Below are 19,724 nucleotides of genomic sequence, written 5' to 3' on the forward strand. Positions count from 1 at the left end.
AATAGTAGAACACAACCGCGGCTCCGGGTCACCCGCTGCCGTCAGGTCCGTAAATCCAAGCTTCTCCCGCCCGTCGTCCGCCTTTCCTGCGAAAGGCGCCCTCCCGTTGGGCCGGGCACGTGCGGGCGCGGGAGAGCCCCGTTTTAGCGTCCCGCCTGTCTGGCCTCAGCGCACGTAGTGCATGCCCTGGAAGGCGGCGCGGAATTCGGCAACCTCTGCTGCCATGGCTGCCGGGTCCTCCGTCCGCAAGGCCCGGGTGATCAGCTCCGCCAGCTGGGGCGCATGCTTCACGGTGACGCCGCGGCGCACCAGTTCCGGCGTGCCGATGCGCAGCCCGTTCATGTCGCCCGGCACCTCCGCGATGGGCAGGCCGATGCCGCAGGCCAGGAAGCCCGCCTTGCGCAGATGCTTCGACGCCGCCTGGCCACCGCCGAACTCCGCCGCCTCCAGTGCAAACTGATGCGACTGGGTCATGCCGCGCGCAGCGGCAAAGACCGGCAGCCCCTGCCCGGCCAGCGCCTCGGCCAGGGCCAGCGACAGATCTGCCATTGCCTTGGCATAGTCCGCGCCATGCTCCACCCAGTCCAAGAGGCTCATCGCCAGTGCCGCCGATTTGGCCGCATCAAAGTTCGCGGTCATGCCGGGAAAGGCGATGGCATCCAGCCGCTCGGCGATGTCCGCATCGTTGGTGACGATCAGCCCGCCAGCCGGGCCGCCCAGGCTCTTGTAGGTGCTCATCGTCATCAGATGCGCGCCCTGCTCCAGCGGGTTGCCCCAATGGCCGCCCGCGATCATGCCGCACTGGTGGGCTGCGTCGAACAGCACCTTGGCGCCCACCTCATCCGCAATCGCCCGTATCTCCGGCACCGGATGCGGGAACAGATTGAGGCTGCCGCCGATGGTGATCAGTTTGGGCTGCACCTCGCGCGCCAGATCGCGCAGCGCGTCCAGATCGACGGTGTAGCCATCGCCGTCCACCGGCGCCGGATGGGTTTGCAGCCCGTAAAGCCCGGCACAGCCGCCCGCGTGATGGGTTACATGCCCGCCCACCGCGGCGGGCGGTGCAATGATTGCATCACCGGGTTTGGTCAGCGCCATGAAGCCATAGAGATTGGCCAGCGCGCCAGATCCCACCCGGATCTCCGCATAGCGCGCATTGAAGACCTGTGCCGCGACCTCAGCGGCGATCACCTCGATCTCCTCGATGGCTTCCAGCCCCATCTCGTATTTGTCGCCGGGGTAACCCAGCGACGGGCGGCTTCCAAGGCCGGTTGCCAGCAACGCCTCAGCCGCCGGGTTCATCACATTGGTGGCCGGGTTCAGGTTGAAACAGTCGCGGTCGTGGATTTCCGCATTGCGGTCCGCCAGCGCGGTCAGCCGCGCAGCGGTCTCTGCACTGGTGGCAGCGGCGGTCTTGGCGGCCACGGTCTGCACGTAGTCTTCGCAGGCGGCGGGCACCCAGTTGCGGCGGGCAAGCTCTGTCATGGTCTGTCTCCTTCGCGCAGTGGCGGGTTTCTCTCTGCCCCCATCAAACCGCCAATGCCCCCTTGCGCGCAAATCAGTTTTCCAGAAAACTAGGGCTAGAAAAATTGAGGCTAAGCCATGGCTGTTTCCCCGCCCCCTGCCCAATCGCTGCCGCTGACCGCCTTGCGCGCCTTTGAGGCCGCCGCCCGGCTCGGCGGGTTCTCTGCGGCCGCGCAGGAGCTGGGGGTGACCCCCGGCGCGGTCTCGGCCCAGATCAAATCGCTGGAGGACGCGCTGCAGGCGCAGTTGTTCCATCGCCGCCCCAAGCAGGTGACGCTGACGCCAATTGGCGCGCGGGTGCTGCCGGAATTCTCCGCCGCCTTCGACCAATTGAACGCCGCCACCCGCACCTTGCGCGAAGAAGCCCAGCCATGCACCGTCCACATCGCCACCCTGCCCGCGATTGCCCAGTTCTGGCTGTCGCCGCGCCTGCCTGCCTTGCGCGCGGCGATGCCGGAGATGGTGGTGTCGGTCACGGCCACCGAGGAGCCCCCGAACCTCAAGCGCACGCCCTATGACCTGTGCCTGTTCTTCGGCGGCGGCCAGGGCGAAGTGATAGACCAGGACGTAATATTCCCGGTCTGCGCCCCCGCGCTGGCAGAGCAGCTGCGCACTCCTGCGGACCTGCAGAACGTGCCCTGCCTGTCAGACGCGGTCTGGGTGCAGGATTGGGAATATTGGCTGCAGGCCGCCTGCCCCGGCGAGACCCTGCACCTGCGGGGGCCGGAATACTCGCTCTACTCGCTGGCAGTGGAGGAGACCGTCAATGGTGCGGGTGTATTGATCGGCCATCAGGCGCTGGTTGCGCCGCTGCTGGACAGCGGCAAGCTGGTGGCGCCGTTTGCGGTCAAAGCAGAGCTGCCCCGCGAATTGAGGCTATGGAGCCTGCGCCCCTCCGGCCCGCGCAGCCCGGCAGCAAGGGTGGCGCGCTGGCTGGCGGAAAACGGTTAGAGAGAACGCGGATTAAGCTGGGTCAGCCGAGGAAGCCGCCGTCGCTGTCGTCGCCCGCTTCTTCCATCAGGCGGCGCATATCCGGCACGGTCACATGACGCTTGCCTTCCAGCTCGATAATGCCGTCCCGCTTCAGCGCGGAGATCTGGCGGCTCACGGTTTCCAGCGTCAGGCCCAGGTAGTCTGCCATCGCCTCCCGCGTCAGCGGCAGGTCGAACACCATCCGGTTGGTGGCGCCGCCCGGCGTCAGCGTGGCATCACGCCGCGCGATGATTGCCAAGAGGCTCGCGATCTTTTCCCGCGCGGTCTTGCGGCCCAGCACCAGCATCCACTCGCGCGCGGCGTCGAGTTCATCCAGGGTCATCTCCAGCAGCCGGTGGGCGATATGCGGCGTGCGCTCCATCAGCTCCTCAAACGGCTTCTTGCGGAAACAGCACATCACCACATCGGTGGTCGCCGCCACATCGTAAGCCGCGCCTTCACGGCCCGGACGGCCGACAAAATCGCTGGGCAGCAGCAGGCCCACCATCTGGGTGCGCCCGTCCTCCATCGTCTGGGTCAGGGAAGCGATGCCGGAAACCACGGAGCCCACGAAGTTCATCACGTCACCGGACCAGATGATCGGCTGGCCAGCCTCATAGGTGCGGTAGTATTTGATCGCGTCCAGCGCTTCCAGCTCATCCGCGTTGCAGCGCGCGCACACGGCACGGTGACGGATCGGGCAATCGCCGCATCTGGATTGTGACATAATGGGAGCGTTCATTCGCTGGTCCGTTTGATCTGGGTCAAGGCTCTGGTTCGCGCGCTGCCATAACGGTAATTGAATGGAACAGAAAGCTCAATTGGCCGAACTGGGTTTGTTTGACGCCAAAGTGCCGCGCTACACCAGCTATCCCACCGCGCCGCACTTCGGCAAGGACACTGATTCCGCGCTGTTTTCCAATTGGGTTTCAAAGATTTCACCGGGCAGCAGCATCTCGCTGTATTTGCATGTGCCCTTCTGCCGCAGGTTGTGCTGGTTTTGCGCCTGCCGAACGCAGGGCACCCATTCCGACGCCCCGGTTGAGGCCTATGTTCAGGTTCTGAAAGCCGAGATTGCGCTCTTGAAGGCGCAGTTGCCGGAGGGCATCACCCTGTCGCGCCTGCATTGGGGCGGCGGCACCCCGACTTTGCTGAGTGCGGATATAATCCGTGAACTGGCGAGCACGATCGCCACGGCCATTCCTCTGGCGCCGCGGGCCGAGTTCTCGGTTGAGATCGACCCGAACGAGATCGGGGACCGGCGGCTGGACGCGCTGGCCGAGGCAGGCATGAACCGCGCTTCTGTCGGGGTGCAGGATTTTGACAGCACCATCCAGCAGGCGATCGGCCGTATCCAGAGTTTTGAGGCCACACGCGCCGCCATTGAGCAGCTGCGCGCACATGGGATCCGCAGCCTCAATGCCGATATCCTCTATGGCCTGCCGCATCAGACATCCGCGATCATGACCGAAAGCGTGCAGAAGCTGCTGTCGCTGACGCCGGACCGGGTGGCGGTCTACGGCTATGCCCATGTGCCCTGGATGGCCGGGCGGCAGACCATGATCCGCTCCGATGCGCTGCCCACCCCAGAGGCGCGGCTGGAACTGTTCGAAACCGCCCGCCAGCTGTTCCAGTGGGACGGCTACCGGGAGATCGGCATCGACCATTTCGCGCGGCCGCACGACGGGCTGGCGGTGGCGCAGCGGACCGGGCGCCTGCGCCGCAATTTCCAGGGCTACACCGACGATCCGGAAGAGGTGCTGATCGGCATCGGCGCCTCAGCCATTTCGAGGTTCCCGCAAGGCTATGCGCAAAACGCGCCTGCGACCTCGGCCTATGTGCGCGCCATCCGCGACGGGCAATTCGCCACCGCCCGCGGCCATGCCTTTGGCGGCGAGGACCTGTTGCGGGCGCGGCTGATTGAGGCGCTGATGTGCGATTTCCGCATCTGCCGCGAGGAGATACTGTCGCGGTTTGCCGTTGTCGAGGCGGACCTGGACCGGTTGTTTGCCGCGGCCGGCGCAGCCTTTCCGGGGATGCTGGAGGTCTCTGCCAAGGGGCTGGATATCCGTGAGGAAGCCCGCCCGCTGACCCGGATGATCGCCCGCAGCTTTGACGCCTATGACCTGAACCACGCAGGCCACAGCACCGCCATCTGATCCCTTTCTGCCGGGGAGGAGTTCTCCCGCCCGTCGCCGCCGCGCCTTTGGGCGCAGCGCTCCCGTTGGGCGAGGCTCAGCGCCCTGGGCGCTGAGCCTCGCCCAAGGCCGCCAAGGGGTCCTGGCGCAGCCGGGGCACTTGCGGGCGCGGGAGGGTTCCGGTGCTTTTCAACGGCCTCTTAATAGGTCAGCAATGCTGTCTAAATGTTTCGCGCGCGAAACATTTGGTCAACCGCGCTGCCGCAATTTCTGGGCGTTGCGTGAAGTGCGAACGCATAGATGCTGCAAAGCCTGCCAGAGGGTTAACTCGGGAGCGGTTCAACCCGCCGCGGCCAGCAGCCTGCGGGTATAGTCCTGTTTCGGGTTGGCAAACAGCTCCTCTGCCGCGCCGGTTTCCACCACGTCGCCCTGATTCATCACCACCACCTGATGCGACATCGCCCGCACCACGTTGAGGTCGTGAGAGATGAATAGATAGGCCAGCCCATAACGTGTCTGCAGATCGCGCAGCAGCTCGACAATCTGCACCTGCACCGTCATGTCCAGCGCCGAGGTCGGCTCATCCAGCACTACCAGTTTCGGGCGCAGCACCATGGCGCGGGCAATCGCAATCCGCTGGCGCTGGCCGCCGGAGAACTCATGCGGGTAGCGGTCCATCGCCGCGGGATCCAGGCCCACCTCCGTCATCACCTCCGCCACCAGTTCGCGGGTGTCGCGGTGCTGGTCCACCTTGTGGATCGCCAGCCCCTCCGCGATGATCTGGGCGCAGGTCATCCGCGGGCTGAGAGAGCCGAACGGGTCCTGGAACACGATCTGCATGTCCTTGCGCAAGGCGCGCAGGTCGCGGGTGGACCACTTGCGCAGGTCCTGGCCCTGGAAGGTGACCGCGCCCTCCGACGCAATCAGCCGCATGATGGCGAGCGCCAGAGTGGTCTTGCCGGAGCCACTTTCACCGACGATGCCCAGGGTTTCACCCGCCCGGACCGAGACCGACATCGGGTTCACCGCTTTCACATGGCCTACAGTGCGCTTCAGAAGCCCTCGCTGGATCGGGAACCAGACCTTGAGGTCCTTGGCGGCCACCAGTTCCTGCGCGTCCGGGGCCACCGGCTGCGGCTGGCCGGAGGGTTCCGCCGCCAGCAGTTTCTGCGTGTAGGGGTGCTGCGGGTTGGCGAAGATTTCGGCTGCCGGGCCTTCCTCGACGATCTCACCGCTTTTCATCACGCAGACCCGGTCAGCGATACGGCGCACGATGCCGAGGTCATGGGTGATGAACAGCAGCCCCATGCCCTCGCTTTCCTTCAGCTCCGCCAGAAGGTCGAGGATCTGCGCCTGGATGGTCACGTCGAGCGCCGTGGTCGGCTCATCGGCGATCAGGATGTCGGGTTTGTTCGCGAGCGCCATGGCGATCATCACCCGCTGCCGCTGGCCGCCCGACAGCTGATGCGGGTAGGAGGTCAGCCGGTTTTCGGCGTCGCGGATGCCGACCTTCTCCAAGAGTTCCAGAATACGCGCGCGGGCGGATTTGCCGGCCAGCCCCTGGTGCAGCGCCAGGGATTCCTCCAGCTGCCGTTCGATGGTGTGCAGCGGATTGAGCGAGGTCATCGGCTCCTGGAAGATGAAGCTGATGTCATTGCCGCGCACCTGCATCAAGTGGCGCTCGCTGGCGCCGACCATCTCGGTGCCATCATAGGTGACGGAACCGCTCACCATGGCGCTGTCGCCCAAGAGCGAGACGGTGGACAGGGCTGAGACCGATTTGCCGGAGCCGCTCTCGCCCACCAGCGCGACGGTTTCGCCGCGGCCGACAGAGAAGGAGACGCCGCGCACGGCCTCGGTCACCTTGCCGTCCTGGCGGAAGGAGACGCGGAGGTTCTGGACGTTCAGGAGGGAGGATGCGGTTTTGCTCATTCTTTTGCGGCTCCCTTGCCCCACTCTTTGCCCGGGACGCTTGCGGCCCGGGCTGTGCCTGCCTGCCCCCCGGCAGGCGCATTCGCGCCAGCCCAGGCAGACGCTGCCCTAATGTCAGGCAATCCCGTGCCAATCATGAAAACGTCTTCCGTGGATCAAAGGCATCGCGCACGCCTTCAAAGATGAAGATCAGCAGCGACAGCATGATGGCAAAGGTGAAGAAGGCGGTGAAGGCCAGCCAGGGCGCCTCGAGGTTCTGCTTGGCCTGCAGGGTCAGCTCACCCAAGCTCGGCGCCGAGGACGGCAGGCCGAAGCCAAGGAAATCCAGCCCCGCCAGCAGGCCAATGGTGCCGGTGATGATGAAGGGCAGCATCGTCAGCGTCGCCACCATCGCGTTGGGCAGCATGTGGCGGAACATGATTGTCAGGTTGCCGACTCCCAGCGCCTTGGCGGCGCGGACGTATTCCAGGTTGCGGGCGCGCAGGAATTCGGCCCGGACCACGTCGACCAGAGACGTCCAGCCAAACAGCACCATCAGGAACACCAAGAGCCAGAAACTGCGGCCCAGGATCGCAAACATGATGATGATGACGTAGAGCGAGTTGACCGACCGCCAGACTTCGATCACCCGCTGGAACATCAAGTCGGTGAAACCGCCAAAATAGCCCTGGACCGCACCGGCCAGAATGCCAATGAGGCTGGCCGCACCCGTCACCATCAGAGTGAACAGGATCGACAGGCGGAAGCCGTAGATCACCCGCGCCAGCACATCGCGCTTGGTATCATCGGTGCCCAGGAGGTTCAGCCCGCCGGGCGGCAGCGGGGCCGCGCCGGGGCGGTCCACGGTGGTGTCAAAGCTGTAGGGGATCGGCGGCCACAGGGTCCAGCCTTCGGCGAACCCATCCGCCGCATAGGTGCCAGCGGCGATCTCCTCCAGGATGGTGTCCGGCTCGTCAAAGCAGTCCTCGATGCCGCCGGAACGGATCAGGCATTCGACCTCGGGGTCGCTGTAGACGGCTTCGGTCTGGAAATCGCCGCCGAACTGGGTCTCCGGGTAGAACTTGAACACCGGCGCATGGATTTCGCCGCGGTAGCTGACGAGGATCGGCTTGTCGTTGGCGATGAACTCGGCAAACAGCGACAGTCCGAACAGCACCGCGAAGATCCACAGCGACCAGTAGGCGCGGCGGTTGCGGCAGAAGTTGCGCCAGCGGCGCTGGTTCAGCGGGGAGAGCTTCATCAATCAGCCCTCCCGCTTTTCAAAGTCGATGCGCGGGTCGACCACCACATACATCAGGTCGGAGATGATGCCGACCACCAGCCCCATCAGGCCGAAGATATACATGGTGCCGAACATCACCGGGTAATCGCGCGCCACCGCGGCCTCGAACCCGAGGCGGCCAAGGCCGTCGAGCGAGAAGATCGTCTCGATAATCAGCGAGCCGGCGAAGAACACGCCGATGAACACCGCCGGGAAGCCCGCGATCACGATCAGCATCGCGTTGCGGAACACATGGCCGTAAAGAACCCGGTTCTCGCTCAGGCCCTTGGCGCGGGCGGTCATCACGTATTGCTTCTTGATCTCGTCAAGGAAGGAGTTCTTGGTCAGCAGCGTCAGCGTCGCAAAGGCCGCGATAGTGGAGGCGGTGACCGGCAGCGCGATGTGCCAGAAATAGTCCATGACCTTGCCGAACAGGCTGAGGCTTTCCCAGTTGTCGGATGTCAGGCCGCGCAAAGGGAAGATCTGCCAGTAGGAGCCGCCGGCAAACAGCACCAGCAGCATGATGGCAAACAGGAAGCCGGGGATTGCATAGGCGGCGATGATCACACCGCTGGTCCAGGTGTCAAAAGGCGAGCCGTCGCGCATCGCCTTGCGGATGCCCATCGGGATTGAGATCAGATAGGCAATCAGCGTTGACCACAGGCCCAGCGAGATCGAAACCGGCATCTTCTCCAGCACCAGATCGGTGACGTCGATCTTGCGGAAATAGCTCTCGCCGAAATCAAAGCGGGCGTAGTTGCCGAGCATGGTCAGAAAGCGTTCCAAGGGCGGCTTGTCGAGGCCGAACTGTTCTTCCAGCTCCTTGATCAGCTCCGGCGGCAGGCCCTGGCGGCCGGCGTAATTGTCATTGGAGCTGATCGCCTCGGTGCCAGTATCGCCGCCGCCGCCGGCAAAGCCCTCGAATACGTCGCCGCCGCCCTCGAGCTGGGCGATGATCTGCTCCACGGGGCCGCCGGGCACAAACTGAACCAAGGCAAAGTTCACCACAAGGATGCCGAACAGCGTCGGGATCACCAGCAGCAGACGCCGGAGGATATAGGCTGCCATCTCAGGTCCCTTACCGCAGCGCGCCGGCGGCTTTGAGTTCCGCCTCGCGCGCCGCATCAATCCACCACAGGTCCAGCAGGCCGGTGTCATAGGGCGGCAGGTTTTCCGGCTGGCGGTACATGTCCCAATAGGCAACCCAGTTCACATCCAGATACCAGGTTGGCACCATGAACCTCTTGGCCCGCAGCACCCGGTCCAAAGCACGCACATTAGCACGCAGGTCTTCCAGGGTTTTGGCCTCGATAACGCCATCAATCAGCACGTCTACTGCCGGATCGGCCAGCCCGGCCGGGTTGAACACCGAATACTCATGCGCCTCCGAGCCGAAATACTGTTGCAGACCGGTCGACGGCTCCAATGACATCGGGAAAGCAGTGAAAATCATGTCGATCTCCTTTTCCCGGCGGCGGCTGGTAAACTGGGCGTAATCGACCCGGTTGACCACCGCATCCACACCCATGGTGCGCAGGTTCGCGACATAGGGCTGCACGATGCGCTCGATGGTGGGGCTGTCCACAAGGAATTCGATCTTCAGCGGTGTGCCTTCTGCGTTGCGGCGCATGCCGTCATCGCCGACGGTCCAGCCGGCCTCGTCCAGCAGCTTCATTCCCCGGCGCAGGTTCTTGCGGTCGCCGGGGCGCGACGCCTTGGAGGCATGCGCCATCACCGGCTCCGACGTCAAAATAGACGGGTCGATCTGATCGCCGAGCGCCTCCAGCAACTCTTTCTCGCGGCCCTCTGGCAGGCCGGTGGCAGCCAGTGGCGTGTCCTGCCAGAAAGAGGAGCGATGCCGGAACAGCCCGTATTGCAGGCTTTCGTTGGTCCATTCGAAATTGAACGCCAGCTGCATCGCCTCGCGCACACGGATGTCCTGAAACTTGGGCCTCAGCAGGTTCATCACGAAACCGGCGGCAGCAGGCACATTTCCGTCTGGAATTTCCGCTTTGATTACCAGACCGTTGTCAACCGCGGCAAAGTCATAAGCGGTTGCCCAGCTCTTCGAATTGCTTTCCGTACGCAGCGTGTAGACACCAGCCTTGAAGCCTTCCATTGCAGCGATTGCATCGCCGAAGTACTCGACCCGGATGCGGTCGTAGTTGTGGCGGCCGGTATTCACGTTCAGATCCTTGCCCCAGTAGTCCGGGTTGCGCTTGTAAACGATGCGTTGGTTCACATCAGCGCTTTCCAGCACATAAGGCCCGGAGCCGATGCCCGGATCGAGGCGTGGCTCGTCAATGCGGCGGTTTTCCGGGTCCGCCTCGAACCAGGCTTTGGAAAACACTGGCGTGCCACCAACCTGGGAGATCATCGCCCGGCGCGGAAAATCCGGGGAAAAGTGGAATTTGACCCGGTGCGGGCCCAGCGCCTCTGCCTTGGGGATGCGTTTGCGGACGGCCTCGGCATAAGACTTCAGCCCCTGATCCAGCAGGATGTTGTGGGAGAATACGACGTCCTCGGCGGTGACAGGTGTACCGTCGGAGAACCTGGCCTCAGGCCGCAGGTTGAAGATCACCCAGTCCTGGCTTTCGGGGTATTCCAGGCTTTCCGCGACCAGCCCGTAATATGAACCGGGCTCATCATAGGATTCAACCAGCAGGCTTTCGTAGTGGCTGGAGGCAAGCATCCCGGCGCGGCCCTTGCGGGTGAACGGGTTCATGCTGTCAAAGGTGCCGACTGCGGAAATCGACAGTTCACCGCCTTTGGGGGCTTCTGGATTGACGTAATCGAAATGAGCGAAACCTTCCGGGTATTTCAGCTCCCCGAACTCGGCAAAGCCATGCGCCTTGATGATAGTCTCATCCGCCCTAGCCAGCGTCGCGGCGGCCAGCGCCAGGATCATACCAAAAGCAAGCGCGGCGGCGGCCTGCAGCGGGGTCACTCTGTCCTTGGCGCGCACCCGCGCCGCTGCTCGAGCGGTGTTCATCTGCCATGACCTCCTTTTTCCGGAATTCGCGCCCGGATTTCTCGCCCCAAGCTAATGGCCGGGGGTGGTAACATTCAAGTTGAGATTAGGTGATATCCCCGGCTCTCTTGGCACAAAGCAGCCGAAAACCATGCTTTTTCAAGGCCGCGCTTGCCCGCAATAAAATTGCCTGCCAGCCTCATATCACGATTGCGTTATGAAACGAGGGAGTTTGCGATGCTGAAGTCAATGAGATTTGCCGCCCTTGCGGTTGCCGGGGCCGCAGCGCTCAGCGCCTGCGCCCAGCAGGAAGAGGAAGTCGTCTACACCAGCCCGGAAGAGGCCTATTGCGTGCAGACCGGCGGCAGTTACGTGCTGCGCAGCGGCAAGGCGGGCACCATCGGCGTCTGCATCCTGCCCGACGGCACAGAGCGCGACGCGCTGGCCTATTACCGGGAAAACAACCCGGCCTGATCCGGCCGCTCACGGAACACCACTCACGCGAACATCAAAAAAAAGCCGCTGCGGTTTGCAGCGGCTTTTTCAATTGGAGTGCTGGGACAGCGGTCCGGCTTAGCCGTCCAGGCTGTCCAGATAGGCGATGAGGTTCACCCGGTCGGCCTGCTTTTTCAGGCCGGAGAACGACATGGTGGTGCCGGAGGCATAGGCCGACGGCTTGGCTAGGAAGGCGTCCAGCTCTTCCGGGGTCCAGGCCTTGCCGGCCAGGCCGGTCAGCGCGCCGGAGTAGCCGAAGCCGGATGCGGAAGCGATATCGCGGCCAACCACACCGTAGAGATACGGGCCGGTTGCGTTGGCGCCGTCTTCCAGCTTGTGGCAGGCGGAGCACTTCTTGAATACCTTGGCGCCTTTGGCGGCGTCGGCGGAGGCCATCAGCTCTTCAAAGCTGACTTCCGGCTCGTCGCTGCCGGCATCTTCGGCCGAGGCGACTTCGATCACATAGGAAGCCTCACCGTGGCTGTCCATGTGATACAGTACTTCTGCGCCCCATTTGCCCAGAAGGAATACCAGGAACGCGCCGCAGATGCCTGCGGTCGCTTTGGTGAGGGTCATCGTGTCAAACATGATCGCGAGTCCATTTAGCTGTCTGCAGGGGTGTCTAAGGCTTCCCCTCCCAAGTGGCAAGGTATAGACAGCGCGACGAAACGCCCAATTCTTGAAGTTTTGCACGGGGAACACACCCATGAGCCGCAAAATCGCCATTCAGGGGGAGCTTGGCTCCTACAGCCACGAGGCCTGCCGCATTGCCCGCCCCGGTATGGAGGTGCTGCCCTGCCGCACGTTCGAGGAGATTCTGGAGGCGGTGCGCAGCGGCGAGGCGGAGCAGGCGATGCTGCCGGTGGAGAACTCCACCTACGGGCGGGTGGCCGACAGCCACCGGCTGCTGCCGCACAGCGGGCTGCACATCATCGACGAGGCCTTTGTGCGGGTGCATATCAACCTGCTGGCGGTGCCGGGGGCGAAACTGGAGGATATCCGCGAGGCGCATTCGCATCTGGTGCTGCTGCCGCAATGCGGAACCTTTCTGCGCGAACACGGCATCCGCGGCCGCGTCAGCCCCGACAACGCCCGCGCCGCCCGCGATGTGGCCGAGGCCGGCGACATCCACTCTGCCGCGCTGGCCAGCGAATTGGCGGGCGAGATCTACGGCCTGGACGTGCTGGCCCGCCATATCGAGGACAATGGCGACAACACCACCCGTTTTCTGATCATGGCCAAGGATATTGATTACACCCGCCGCGGCGCCCACAACATGATCACCAGCTTCGTCTTTCAGGTGCGCAACATCCCGGCGGCGCTCTACAAGGCGATGGGCGGCTTTGCCACCAACGGCATCAACATGACCAAGCTGGAAAGCTACATGGTGGACGGCTCGTTCACCGCAACCCAGTTCTATGCCGATATCGAGGGCCACCCCGATGACGCCAATGTGCAGCTGGCAATGGACGAGCTGAGCTATTTCACCACCAATGTGGAAATTCTCGGCGTCTATCCGGCAGACAACGGCCGGTTCTAGGCCAGCCGGAATTCGGCGCGAATTCCGGCCAGGAAAAATCGATTTTCCTGGCCGTTTTCCTCGCAGGAAAACGGTGCCTTGATCACAAAACGGCGGGGATAAGTGAGAGGCTGGACATCGACCCAAGCGGGGCTCGTTGTGGCTGCTTCCTTCCGGACCTGACCAGGTTGGCGAGGCGCTTGCCCGCGCCAACCTCTCGAATCCCGATATAAGGACCGCTGCCGGGATTGGCAAGGGCCACTCCGGCACCTCCTTTGGATGCTTAAAGCTGCAGCTCCAGCTCCCAGAATCCGCCGCTGTTGAAACCGCGCGGCGCGGCCAGCCCGGCGGGCAGTTCCTGCAGGTGCTCCGCTGCGCCAGGGCCGGTCACGGCCACTGCGCTGGTGCCCGGCACCGGCGCCAGCTGCCAGGGATAGGGCATCTCTGCCAGCGGCTCCGGCGGCAAACGCCCGGCAATGTAGTCGCGGATCGCCTGGCGGATACGGACCGGCGGCAGCGGCAGCACTTCCGCCTCCTCGAGCATCCGGAACCGGCCGCCGCCGCTGACCCGGTAGCTGTTGAGCGCAACCGCAAAGCGCTGGCCGGGGTCCACCGGACGGCCCTGCCAGCAAAGATCGGTGATCCGCCGGGCCTCAGGATTGAGAAGATCCCCTGATGCGGAATACCGCGGCGGCTGGGAGACGTCGATCCGGTAGCTGAGGCCGAAAATCACATCGAAGTTGTGCCCGGCCCGCAGCGGATCGGTCAGCCGCTGGCCGGAGCTGCCCGGCGCAATCCGGTTGAACAGCCCGGCTGACATTTCCAGCCAATCCCGCAGCTGTGCGCCAGTAACGGCCACCGCCCGCAATTCGTTCGGGAAGACCTGCAAATCCGCAATATTGCGGGCACAAAGCCCGCCGGCCGCAATGTCGGTGTAGGATTGCGGCCCGGAGCGGCCTCCGAATTTGCCCGGTGCCGCTGCGGACAAGAGCGGCAGGTCTTCGGCGGCAGTGCCGCGCAGCAGCACCCGCGCCGCGGCGGCCTGGGCGCAGGCAGCCAGTGTCAGGCCCCGGTCCGGGGCGAAGAAAGTGAAGTAGGAATGCATCGCGACCGGGCTGTGGCCCGCCGGTTCCTGCATCCGCTCCTGAGTGCAGGTATGATCCTCTGCCAGCGCCTGCACAAGGACAGGATCCTCTTTTGCCAGCGGAGTTGCGGTGCCGGCTGCGCCAGGCTGCGAGACCGGCTGCAAACAGGCAGAGCCGCCAGCCATCTGCCAGCCGCCAGCAGCATACTCCAGCTCCAGCCGGATCACCCCCAGATGCGACCCATGCGCACCGGGCATCACCACTGGCTTAGCAAAGGGGTGGTCCGGGTGCGGCAGTGTCAGGTGGGTGTGTCCGCCGACCACGGCGTCGATCTCCGCCAGGGCTGCCAAGTCTTCCAATGCGTTTTCGCTGCTGTCTCCGCCCGCCGCTGCCAGCCCGGTATGCGCCAGCGCCAGCACCAGATCGCAGCCTTCCGCCTTCAGCTGCCGCGCCCGCTCTGCTGCGGCTTCAATAATGCCGTCTGCCCGCAGCTGCCCCTCCAGCGCTTGCCGGCACCAGGCCAGCGTCTGCGGCGGCAGCACAGAGATCACTCCGATTTGCACCGGAGGCAGGTCCGGGCAGCAAGGCACTGTCCGCTCCAGCACGGCCGAGGCTGCAAAGGGCAGCGCGCGGCCGGGATCAGCCGCTGACAGGTTGGAGCACAGGACCGGACAGGGCGCGTCCTGCAGCACATTTGCCAGCGCCTCCAGCCCGGAATCGAAATCGTGATTGCCCAGGCCGGCGGCATCATATTCCAGAACCTGGAATGCACGCACCAGCGGATGCGGACCGGACGCCTGCGGCAGAACATCTCCCAGCGGCGCCCCCTGCAAACCATCGCCATTGTCGACCAGGATACAGGCCGCCCCGCTTTGCGCAGCCTCAGCACGCGCTTGAGAAATCAGGGTTGCGACCCGCGACAGTCCAATGGCCGGATCCGGCCTGTTGGCATAGTAATCATGGCTCAGCAGATTGCAGTGCAGGTCCGTGGTGGCCAGCACATGCAATTCCCCGGCACTGCGGGGCTTGGAGGCCGCCGGCCCGCCTGTCATGTCCAAAATACTGCTGACACCGCCTGCCCGCCGCTCCTCTCGCACCATTCGGCGCCATTCTTGTTCGGCGCTATTTGAATCAGCGTTTTCAGAATTTGCAAAGAATCCTTTTCTCTGCGTATTAACTTTTTCGTAGACGCCCTGAGGCGGCGGCGCGGATGCCCCTGTTCTGCTGCAAAATGACCCTACGTCAACGATGCCAGGTGTGGCGGCACTGCGACAGGCAAGCACAGATCGCAGGCAAATGCTGGCAACGGCTGCGGCACACTGTCATGCATTGCCGCATTTCCCCGTTGAGCGCGGCCAGACGTCCGCCAGCCATAGGAGAATTGCCATGAAACGCGCGGAACAGGTGACCTTTGGCGGCGGCGGGCTGGAGCGCGCGGCGCATCTGCGCACGGACACGGCGGCGCTGGAGGCGGCCTGGAACAGCTCTGAGGCGCAGGTGCTGCTGATGTGGCGCGGCAAGCCGCTCACGCGGCGTGCAGCGGAGGGAGATCTGCCCTGCGGCCTGGCTTGGACCCCGCCCTCGCATCCGCTGGCGGCGGACCGCAAGGGTGACGCAATTTACCTGGGCCAGGCCCCCGGCGGCACGCATTGCTTTGCCTGCGACATCAGCGATTGGCAGCCGCAGGACCTGGACCAGGATGCTCTCAACAGCTTTGCCGACGCCAGCGAGCAGCAGCATCCTGAGCTGCCGGACACACATGTATTTGCAGAGCTGCGCCGGATCATGACCCGCCTCACCCCGCTGGAGGCGGAACTGGCCACCACCGCCAAGGCACTCTTGGCATGGCACCGCAGCCACCGGTTCTGCGCATGCTGCGGCGCGCCCAGTGACATGGCGCAGGCGGGCTGGCAGCGCGTCTGCCCGTCCTGCAAGGCCCCGCATTTCCCGCGCACCGACCCGGTGGTGATCATGCTGATCACCCATGGCGACAGCGTCCTGATGGGCCGCTCCCCCGGTTGGCCTGAAGGCATGTACTCGCTGCTGGCAGGCTTCGTCGAACCGGGCGAGACGCTGGAGGCCGCGGTGCGCCGTGAGGTGCTGGAGGAAACCGGCGTGCGGGTCGGCCCGGTCAGCTACCTGTCCAGCCAGCCCTGGGCCTTTCCGATGTCGCTGATGTTCGGCTGCGCAGGCGAGGCGCTGAGCCGTGAGATCACCATAGACCCGGAAGAGATCGAGGACGCCATGTGGATCAGCCGCCAGGAGATGATGACTGTCTTTGCAGGCGAACACCCGGTTCTGAAACCCGCACGCAAAGGCGCGATTGCGCAGTTTTTGATCAAGAACTGGCTTGCAGACACGCTGGACTAAGGCGCATATTTGCCGGAAACGGCACCGATCCCAAGCCGCAGACGAGGCAGGCGAACATGGAATTTCACAGCAAGGAAGACATCGAAGCCCCGATTGCAGAGGTGTTTGCGGCGATCTCCGACTTCGGCACGCTGGAGCGGTCTGCCCTGCGGCGCGGCATCGAGCTGCAGCGCACCGGCGACCCTGCCCATCCGGGAAATGGCCTGGCCTGGGACCTGTCCTTCAGCTTCCGCGGCAAACCGCGCGCGATCAAGCTGACGATGGCCTCCTACACGCCGCCGTCAGGCATGGCGCTGGATGGCAGCGGCAGCGGGGTTGACGGGCGGATGGAAGTCGAGCTGCTGGCGCTGTCGCCGCAACGGACCCGGATGGCGGTCCGGCTCAAGCTGTCGCCCACCACCCTGACAGGGCGCTTGCTGGTGCAATCGCTGAAACTGGCGCGCAGCAACCTCAATCGCCGCTTCAAACTGCGGCTGGCGGATTATGCCCGCTTGACTGAAGAGCGTCTGAGCCGGACAGCCTGAGGAAGCCCCGGTCAGGCCTGCGGCAGCAGCCGCGGCCACAGCGCGGCATTGGCGCGGGCAAAGGCGCCCAGATGGCCGATTTTCTGGACGCCGGCCTGCTGCGGATCCAGCACAATCCGGCGCTGCGGCACATCTCCATAGGCATCGCTCAGCCGCCAGACCGCTGGCGGCGGCACCACGTCGTCATCCGCCATCGCAAACAGATCCACCGGGATGCCGGTTTCCGCCCAGCGGGGCTGCGGCAGCGTGGTGCCGGTCTCCGGCAGGTAGCTGCCCGGCGTGGTGCACCAGCGCCGCCACTGCCAGTAGACACCAGCCGGCAAGTCGGCCCCGACCCCCACCGCGCGCCCGGGCAGATAGCCCAAGGCACGGACCAGCGCCGGCACATGGCCGAACCAGAAGGCCAGCGCCAGCGCGCGGTAGGGCCAGGGATGATCGTGGTGATGCACCAAGCCGCCCGCAACCACGATCATGCGGGCGACGTCCGTCAGGCCTTCCTGCAGGGGCATCAGCATCGCCCCCAGAGAATGGCCAATCACATACATCGGCACGCCCGCATAGTGCCGCTGCATTTCTGTCCGGGCGGCTGGCTGATCCGCCAGCGCCCAATCACCCATGGTGGCCTGTGACCGGCGCGGGTGCATGCGCGCCGAGGCCCCGAAGTCCCGGTAATCGTAGGTTAGGCAAGCCATCTGCCGCTCTGCCGCCAGCCAGCGCGCGAAATGCCGGTAGTAGCCCTGCGGCACCCCGGTTGCGCCATTCAGCACCACCGCTGCCCTGGCAGGTCCCGCAGGGTGATAGAGCCGCCCGGCCAGCGCCGCATCTCCGGCAGCAAAGCGCACGTCCTCCACCCGGATATCCGCGCTGTGTTCTGCATGGCTGTCGAGCATGGCACCCTCCTAGACCGATTGGTCTATTCCACCTCTGGACCATTCGGTCTAATGCTGTCAACCTGCCGCCATGACTGACGTGACGACACCCTCTGCCGCCCCGGACGGCCCCGTCCCAACCCGCGAGCGGCTGCTGCGGGCGGCCGCCGGCCTGTTCCGCAACAAGGGCTACAGCGGCACCGGCCTGGCGGAATTGCTGGCCGCGGCGGAGGCGCCGAAGGGCTCGCTCTACCACCATTTCCCGAACGGCAAATCCGATCTGGCCCTGGCAGCGGCGGACTGGGCGTCGGAGCAGATGCTGGTGCTGATCGACGCGTCTTTCACTCCTGCCCCGACGTTTCAGGAAGGCGCCAAGACGGTCTGTTACAAACTGGCGAAACTCTTTGACAAACAGGGCAAATGGAGCGGCTGCCCGGTCTCCGCCACTCTGTTCGAGGGGCCGGAAAACGAGGCGTTTCACCAGCACGCCGCCAAACTGTTTGAAGGCTGGATCACTGAAACTTCGACCCACGCCCAGCGCCTCGGCCTGGCAGAGGCAGAGGCCCGCGCGGCCGCTGAGAACTTTTATATCCTGCTGCAGGGCGGCTGGCAGCTGGCCCGGGTGCGGCGCGATTCGGATGTGATCCGGGGGCTGCACCTTCAGATGCACAGGCCCCTCCCCGCCCATGTGCAGCCGCAGAAAAACGATTGACGACTCGAGGCGGAAGCCGCTACCGCTTGTGGCGATGGTTCCCGCGCCACAGAATCTTGTGTCCGGGATGAAAAGGGAACACGGTGCGGCCCGCCTCCGGCGACGCCAATTCCGCGACTGCCCCCGCAACTGTAAGCGGCGAGCGACCCCGATAGAGCCACTGGCCCTCTAAGAGGCCGGGAAGGATCGGGAAAGCTGCGACCCGCAAGTCAGGAGACCTGCCATCGAATGTGAAACTCGAACCCGGGCGGGGTGTCCGGACAGGGTCTGATGGCACCGCGGGCTTTCCGCTTTTTCATCCGGTCTCTTGTCCCCAAAACCCCCGCACCACGCGCGGAGGGCGCAAACATGATGTGGACGGACAAGACGCATTTCTATGCGGCAACGGATTGCAAATACCTGGGGCGGCCCTGCCCCGCAGCGGAGCGGATGATCGCCAAACTGGCCGAGGCGATGACCAAGGCCAAGCCGCTGACCCAGGAAGATTTCGAAATCACCGGCACCAGCGCGCTGGACGGATGCCCGCGCAACTGCCCGGCGCAGTTCGTGGCCAGCCATGACCGGATCCGGCTGTTCTGCGGTGTCGGAGAAGAGGCCCCGCGCGAGGGGCTGGACCGGTTTGCCGATGCGATCCTCAGCCGCGACGGCACCGGTTTTGCAGCGTCAAAACTGGACGCCCGCCCCTGCGCGCTGATGGAGGCGCTGCCGAAAACGGCAAAGGCGCATCAGGCAGAGCAGATGCTGGCGCTTTAGGCCAGCAGTCAGGGCACAGAAACAAGGTTCGGCAGGCCGCACTGGGCTGCCGCCTTATTGCGGCCGGAACCCCGCGGAACGACCAGCGTAGGCCCATTCCATCTGAGCCTGCGTCTCCACCGCGCAGGGGCGCACGGCCCGCAGCCGGGCCAGCGCCTGCGCGGGATCTTCGCCGCTTTCAATCATCAGCCGCAGCACCGCCATGCCGGAGCGGCCGCAGCCGCCTTTGCAATGCACCAGCACCCGGCCGCCGCCCTCCAGCGCCATCCGCGCCGAAGCGCTGGCCTTGGGCCATTTCATTGCCACCTGCCGGGATGGCACGTCGAAATCCGGCACAGGCAGATGCACCCAGCGGCAGGCCATGCTTTGAATGTCGCAGCCCAGCCGGTGACTGCCCGCTGCCGCGTGTTCCTCAGCCGTGGTCATGGAGATCACGAGCCCGGGTTTCCAGGCATTGATCCGGCCCATGTCGCCAGGGTAGTCGCCGCCCTTGCCAGGCAAGGGGCACAGCGCCAGCATCCCGCCCGCGACGGGCACCTCGTATATGGAAATGTTCACAGGCACAGGCATCTCCTGCGCCGCAGTCCCAGAGACTTCGT

18 protein-coding genes, 1 other RNA gene and 1 riboswitch are annotated in these 19,724 nt (G+C 64.6%); of the genes, 8 read left to right on the top strand and 11 right to left on the bottom strand.

Annotated features, from left to right (window positions below; translation table 11 throughout):
- Positions 1–165: 165 nt before the first annotated feature.
- A complete protein-coding gene (glyA, locus tag GC1_RS15735) occupies positions 166–1,485 on the bottom strand; it encodes a serine hydroxymethyltransferase (protein WP_019298210.1) in 1,320 nt (439 codons plus the stop codon).
- A 117-nt stretch (positions 1,486–1,602) separates the two neighbouring features.
- On the opposite strand from glyA, the gene GC1_RS15740 reads away from it, so the two are divergent.
- Positions 1,603–2,475: a LysR family transcriptional regulator gene (locus tag GC1_RS15740; RefSeq protein WP_019298211.1), complete on the top strand. Its 873-nt coding sequence runs from the start codon at positions 1,603–1,605 to the stop codon at positions 2,473–2,475.
- A gap of 22 nt (positions 2,476–2,497) precedes the next feature.
- Here GC1_RS15740 and fnrL read toward each other — a convergent pair whose 3' ends face one another.
- Positions 2,498–3,238 carry a transcriptional regulator FnrL gene (gene fnrL, locus GC1_RS15745; protein WP_019298212.1) on the bottom strand — a complete coding sequence of 247 codons (741 nt, stop codon included), beginning with the start codon at positions 3,236–3,238 and terminating at the stop codon, positions 2,498–2,500.
- A 61-nt stretch (positions 3,239–3,299) separates the two neighbouring features.
- On the opposite strand from fnrL, the gene hemN reads away from it, so the two are divergent.
- Complete coding sequence (hemN, locus tag GC1_RS15750) at positions 3,300–4,655, top strand: oxygen-independent coproporphyrinogen III oxidase (RefSeq protein ID WP_019298213.1); 1,356 nt, start codon at positions 3,300–3,302, stop codon at positions 4,653–4,655.
- 318 nt (positions 4,656–4,973) lie between these two features.
- On the opposite strand, the gene GC1_RS15755 is transcribed toward hemN, so the two are convergent.
- From GC1_RS15755 to GC1_RS15770, 4 genes are all read right to left on the bottom strand, one after another.
- Positions 4,974–6,566 (bottom strand): ABC transporter ATP-binding protein, encoded by a 1,593-nt coding sequence (locus GC1_RS15755; RefSeq protein WP_019298214.1) that lies wholly within the window; start codon positions 6,564–6,566, stop codon positions 4,974–4,976.
- 133 nt (positions 6,567–6,699) lie between these two features.
- Positions 6,700–7,806: an ABC transporter permease gene (locus GC1_RS15760; RefSeq protein ID WP_019298215.1), complete on the bottom strand. Its 1,107-nt coding sequence runs from the start codon at positions 7,804–7,806 to the stop codon at positions 6,700–6,702.
- A gap of 3 nt (positions 7,807–7,809) precedes the next feature.
- Positions 7,810–8,895 carry a microcin C ABC transporter permease YejB gene (locus GC1_RS15765; RefSeq protein WP_019298216.1) on the bottom strand — a complete coding sequence of 362 codons (1,086 nt, stop codon included), beginning with the start codon at positions 8,893–8,895 and terminating at the stop codon, positions 7,810–7,812.
- A 10-nt stretch (positions 8,896–8,905) separates the two neighbouring features.
- On the bottom strand, positions 8,906–10,819 hold the full coding sequence (locus GC1_RS15770; protein ID WP_019298217.1) for an extracellular solute-binding protein: 1,914 nt from the start codon (positions 10,817–10,819) through the stop codon (positions 8,906–8,908).
- Between the two features lie 216 nt (positions 10,820–11,035).
- On the opposite strand from GC1_RS15770, the gene GC1_RS15775 reads away from it, so the two are divergent.
- Positions 11,036–11,272: a putative hemolysin gene (locus tag GC1_RS15775; protein WP_019298218.1), complete on the top strand. Its 237-nt coding sequence runs from the start codon at positions 11,036–11,038 to the stop codon at positions 11,270–11,272.
- Positions 11,273–11,371: 99 nt separating this feature from the next.
- On the opposite strand, the gene GC1_RS15780 is transcribed toward GC1_RS15775, so the two are convergent.
- Positions 11,372–11,881, bottom strand: coding sequence for a c-type cytochrome (locus tag GC1_RS15780; RefSeq protein ID WP_019298219.1), 510 nt, complete (start codon positions 11,879–11,881; stop codon positions 11,372–11,374).
- A gap of 118 nt (positions 11,882–11,999) precedes the next feature.
- Here GC1_RS15780 and GC1_RS15785 point away from each other — a divergent pair, with 118 nt between their 5' ends.
- The gene (locus GC1_RS15785; RefSeq protein ID WP_019298220.1) at positions 12,000–12,833 is read left to right on the top strand and encodes a prephenate dehydratase; all 834 of its coding nucleotides are present in this window, start codon (positions 12,000–12,002) and stop codon (positions 12,831–12,833) included.
- A 100-nt stretch (positions 12,834–12,933) separates the two neighbouring features.
- Here the strand turns inward: GC1_RS15785 and ffs are convergent.
- Both ffs and GC1_RS15790 read right to left on the bottom strand, forming a co-directional pair.
- An RNA gene (gene ffs, locus GC1_RS22225) (signal recognition particle sRNA small type) lies at positions 12,934–13,032 on the bottom strand.
- Between the two features lie 63 nt (positions 13,033–13,095).
- Positions 13,096–14,949: a 5'-nucleotidase C-terminal domain-containing protein gene (locus tag GC1_RS15790; protein ID WP_019298221.1), complete on the bottom strand. Its 1,854-nt coding sequence runs from the start codon at positions 14,947–14,949 to the stop codon at positions 13,096–13,098.
- 334 nt (positions 14,950–15,283) lie between these two features.
- Here GC1_RS15790 and nudC point away from each other — a divergent pair, with 334 nt between their 5' ends.
- Complete coding sequence (nudC, locus tag GC1_RS15795) at positions 15,284–16,267, top strand: NAD(+) diphosphatase (RefSeq protein WP_019298222.1); 984 nt, start codon at positions 15,284–15,286, stop codon at positions 16,265–16,267.
- A gap of 56 nt (positions 16,268–16,323) precedes the next feature.
- A complete protein-coding gene (locus GC1_RS15800; protein ID WP_019298223.1) occupies positions 16,324–16,791 on the top strand; it encodes an SRPBCC family protein in 468 nt (155 codons plus the stop codon).
- An 11-nt stretch (positions 16,792–16,802) separates the two neighbouring features.
- Here GC1_RS15800 and GC1_RS15805 read toward each other — a convergent pair whose 3' ends face one another.
- Positions 16,803–17,681 (bottom strand): alpha/beta hydrolase family protein, encoded by an 879-nt coding sequence (locus GC1_RS15805; protein WP_019298224.1) that lies wholly within the window; start codon positions 17,679–17,681, stop codon positions 16,803–16,805.
- A gap of 70 nt (positions 17,682–17,751) precedes the next feature.
- Between GC1_RS15805 and GC1_RS15810 the strand changes: the two genes are divergently transcribed.
- Both GC1_RS15810 and GC1_RS15815 read left to right on the top strand, forming a co-directional pair.
- A complete protein-coding gene (locus GC1_RS15810) occupies positions 17,752–18,372 on the top strand; it encodes a TetR/AcrR family transcriptional regulator (protein ID WP_019298225.1) in 621 nt (206 codons plus the stop codon).
- An 18-nt stretch (positions 18,373–18,390) separates the two neighbouring features.
- Positions 18,391–18,612, top strand: a riboswitch (cobalamin riboswitch).
- A gap of 108 nt (positions 18,613–18,720) precedes the next feature.
- The gene (locus tag GC1_RS15815) at positions 18,721–19,125 is read left to right on the top strand and encodes a hypothetical protein (RefSeq protein WP_152612453.1); all 405 of its coding nucleotides are present in this window, start codon (positions 18,721–18,723) and stop codon (positions 19,123–19,125) included.
- 54 nt (positions 19,126–19,179) lie between these two features.
- Here GC1_RS15815 and GC1_RS15820 read toward each other — a convergent pair whose 3' ends face one another.
- Positions 19,180–19,695 carry a protein-tyrosine phosphatase family protein gene (locus tag GC1_RS15820; RefSeq protein WP_019298227.1) on the bottom strand — a complete coding sequence of 172 codons (516 nt, stop codon included), beginning with the start codon at positions 19,693–19,695 and terminating at the stop codon, positions 19,180–19,182.
- Positions 19,696–19,724: the final 29 nt, after the last annotated feature.

This window comes from Leisingera sp. ANG1, assembly GCF_000203975.2.
Classification (GTDB): Bacteria; Pseudomonadota; Alphaproteobacteria; order Rhodobacterales; family Rhodobacteraceae; genus Leisingera.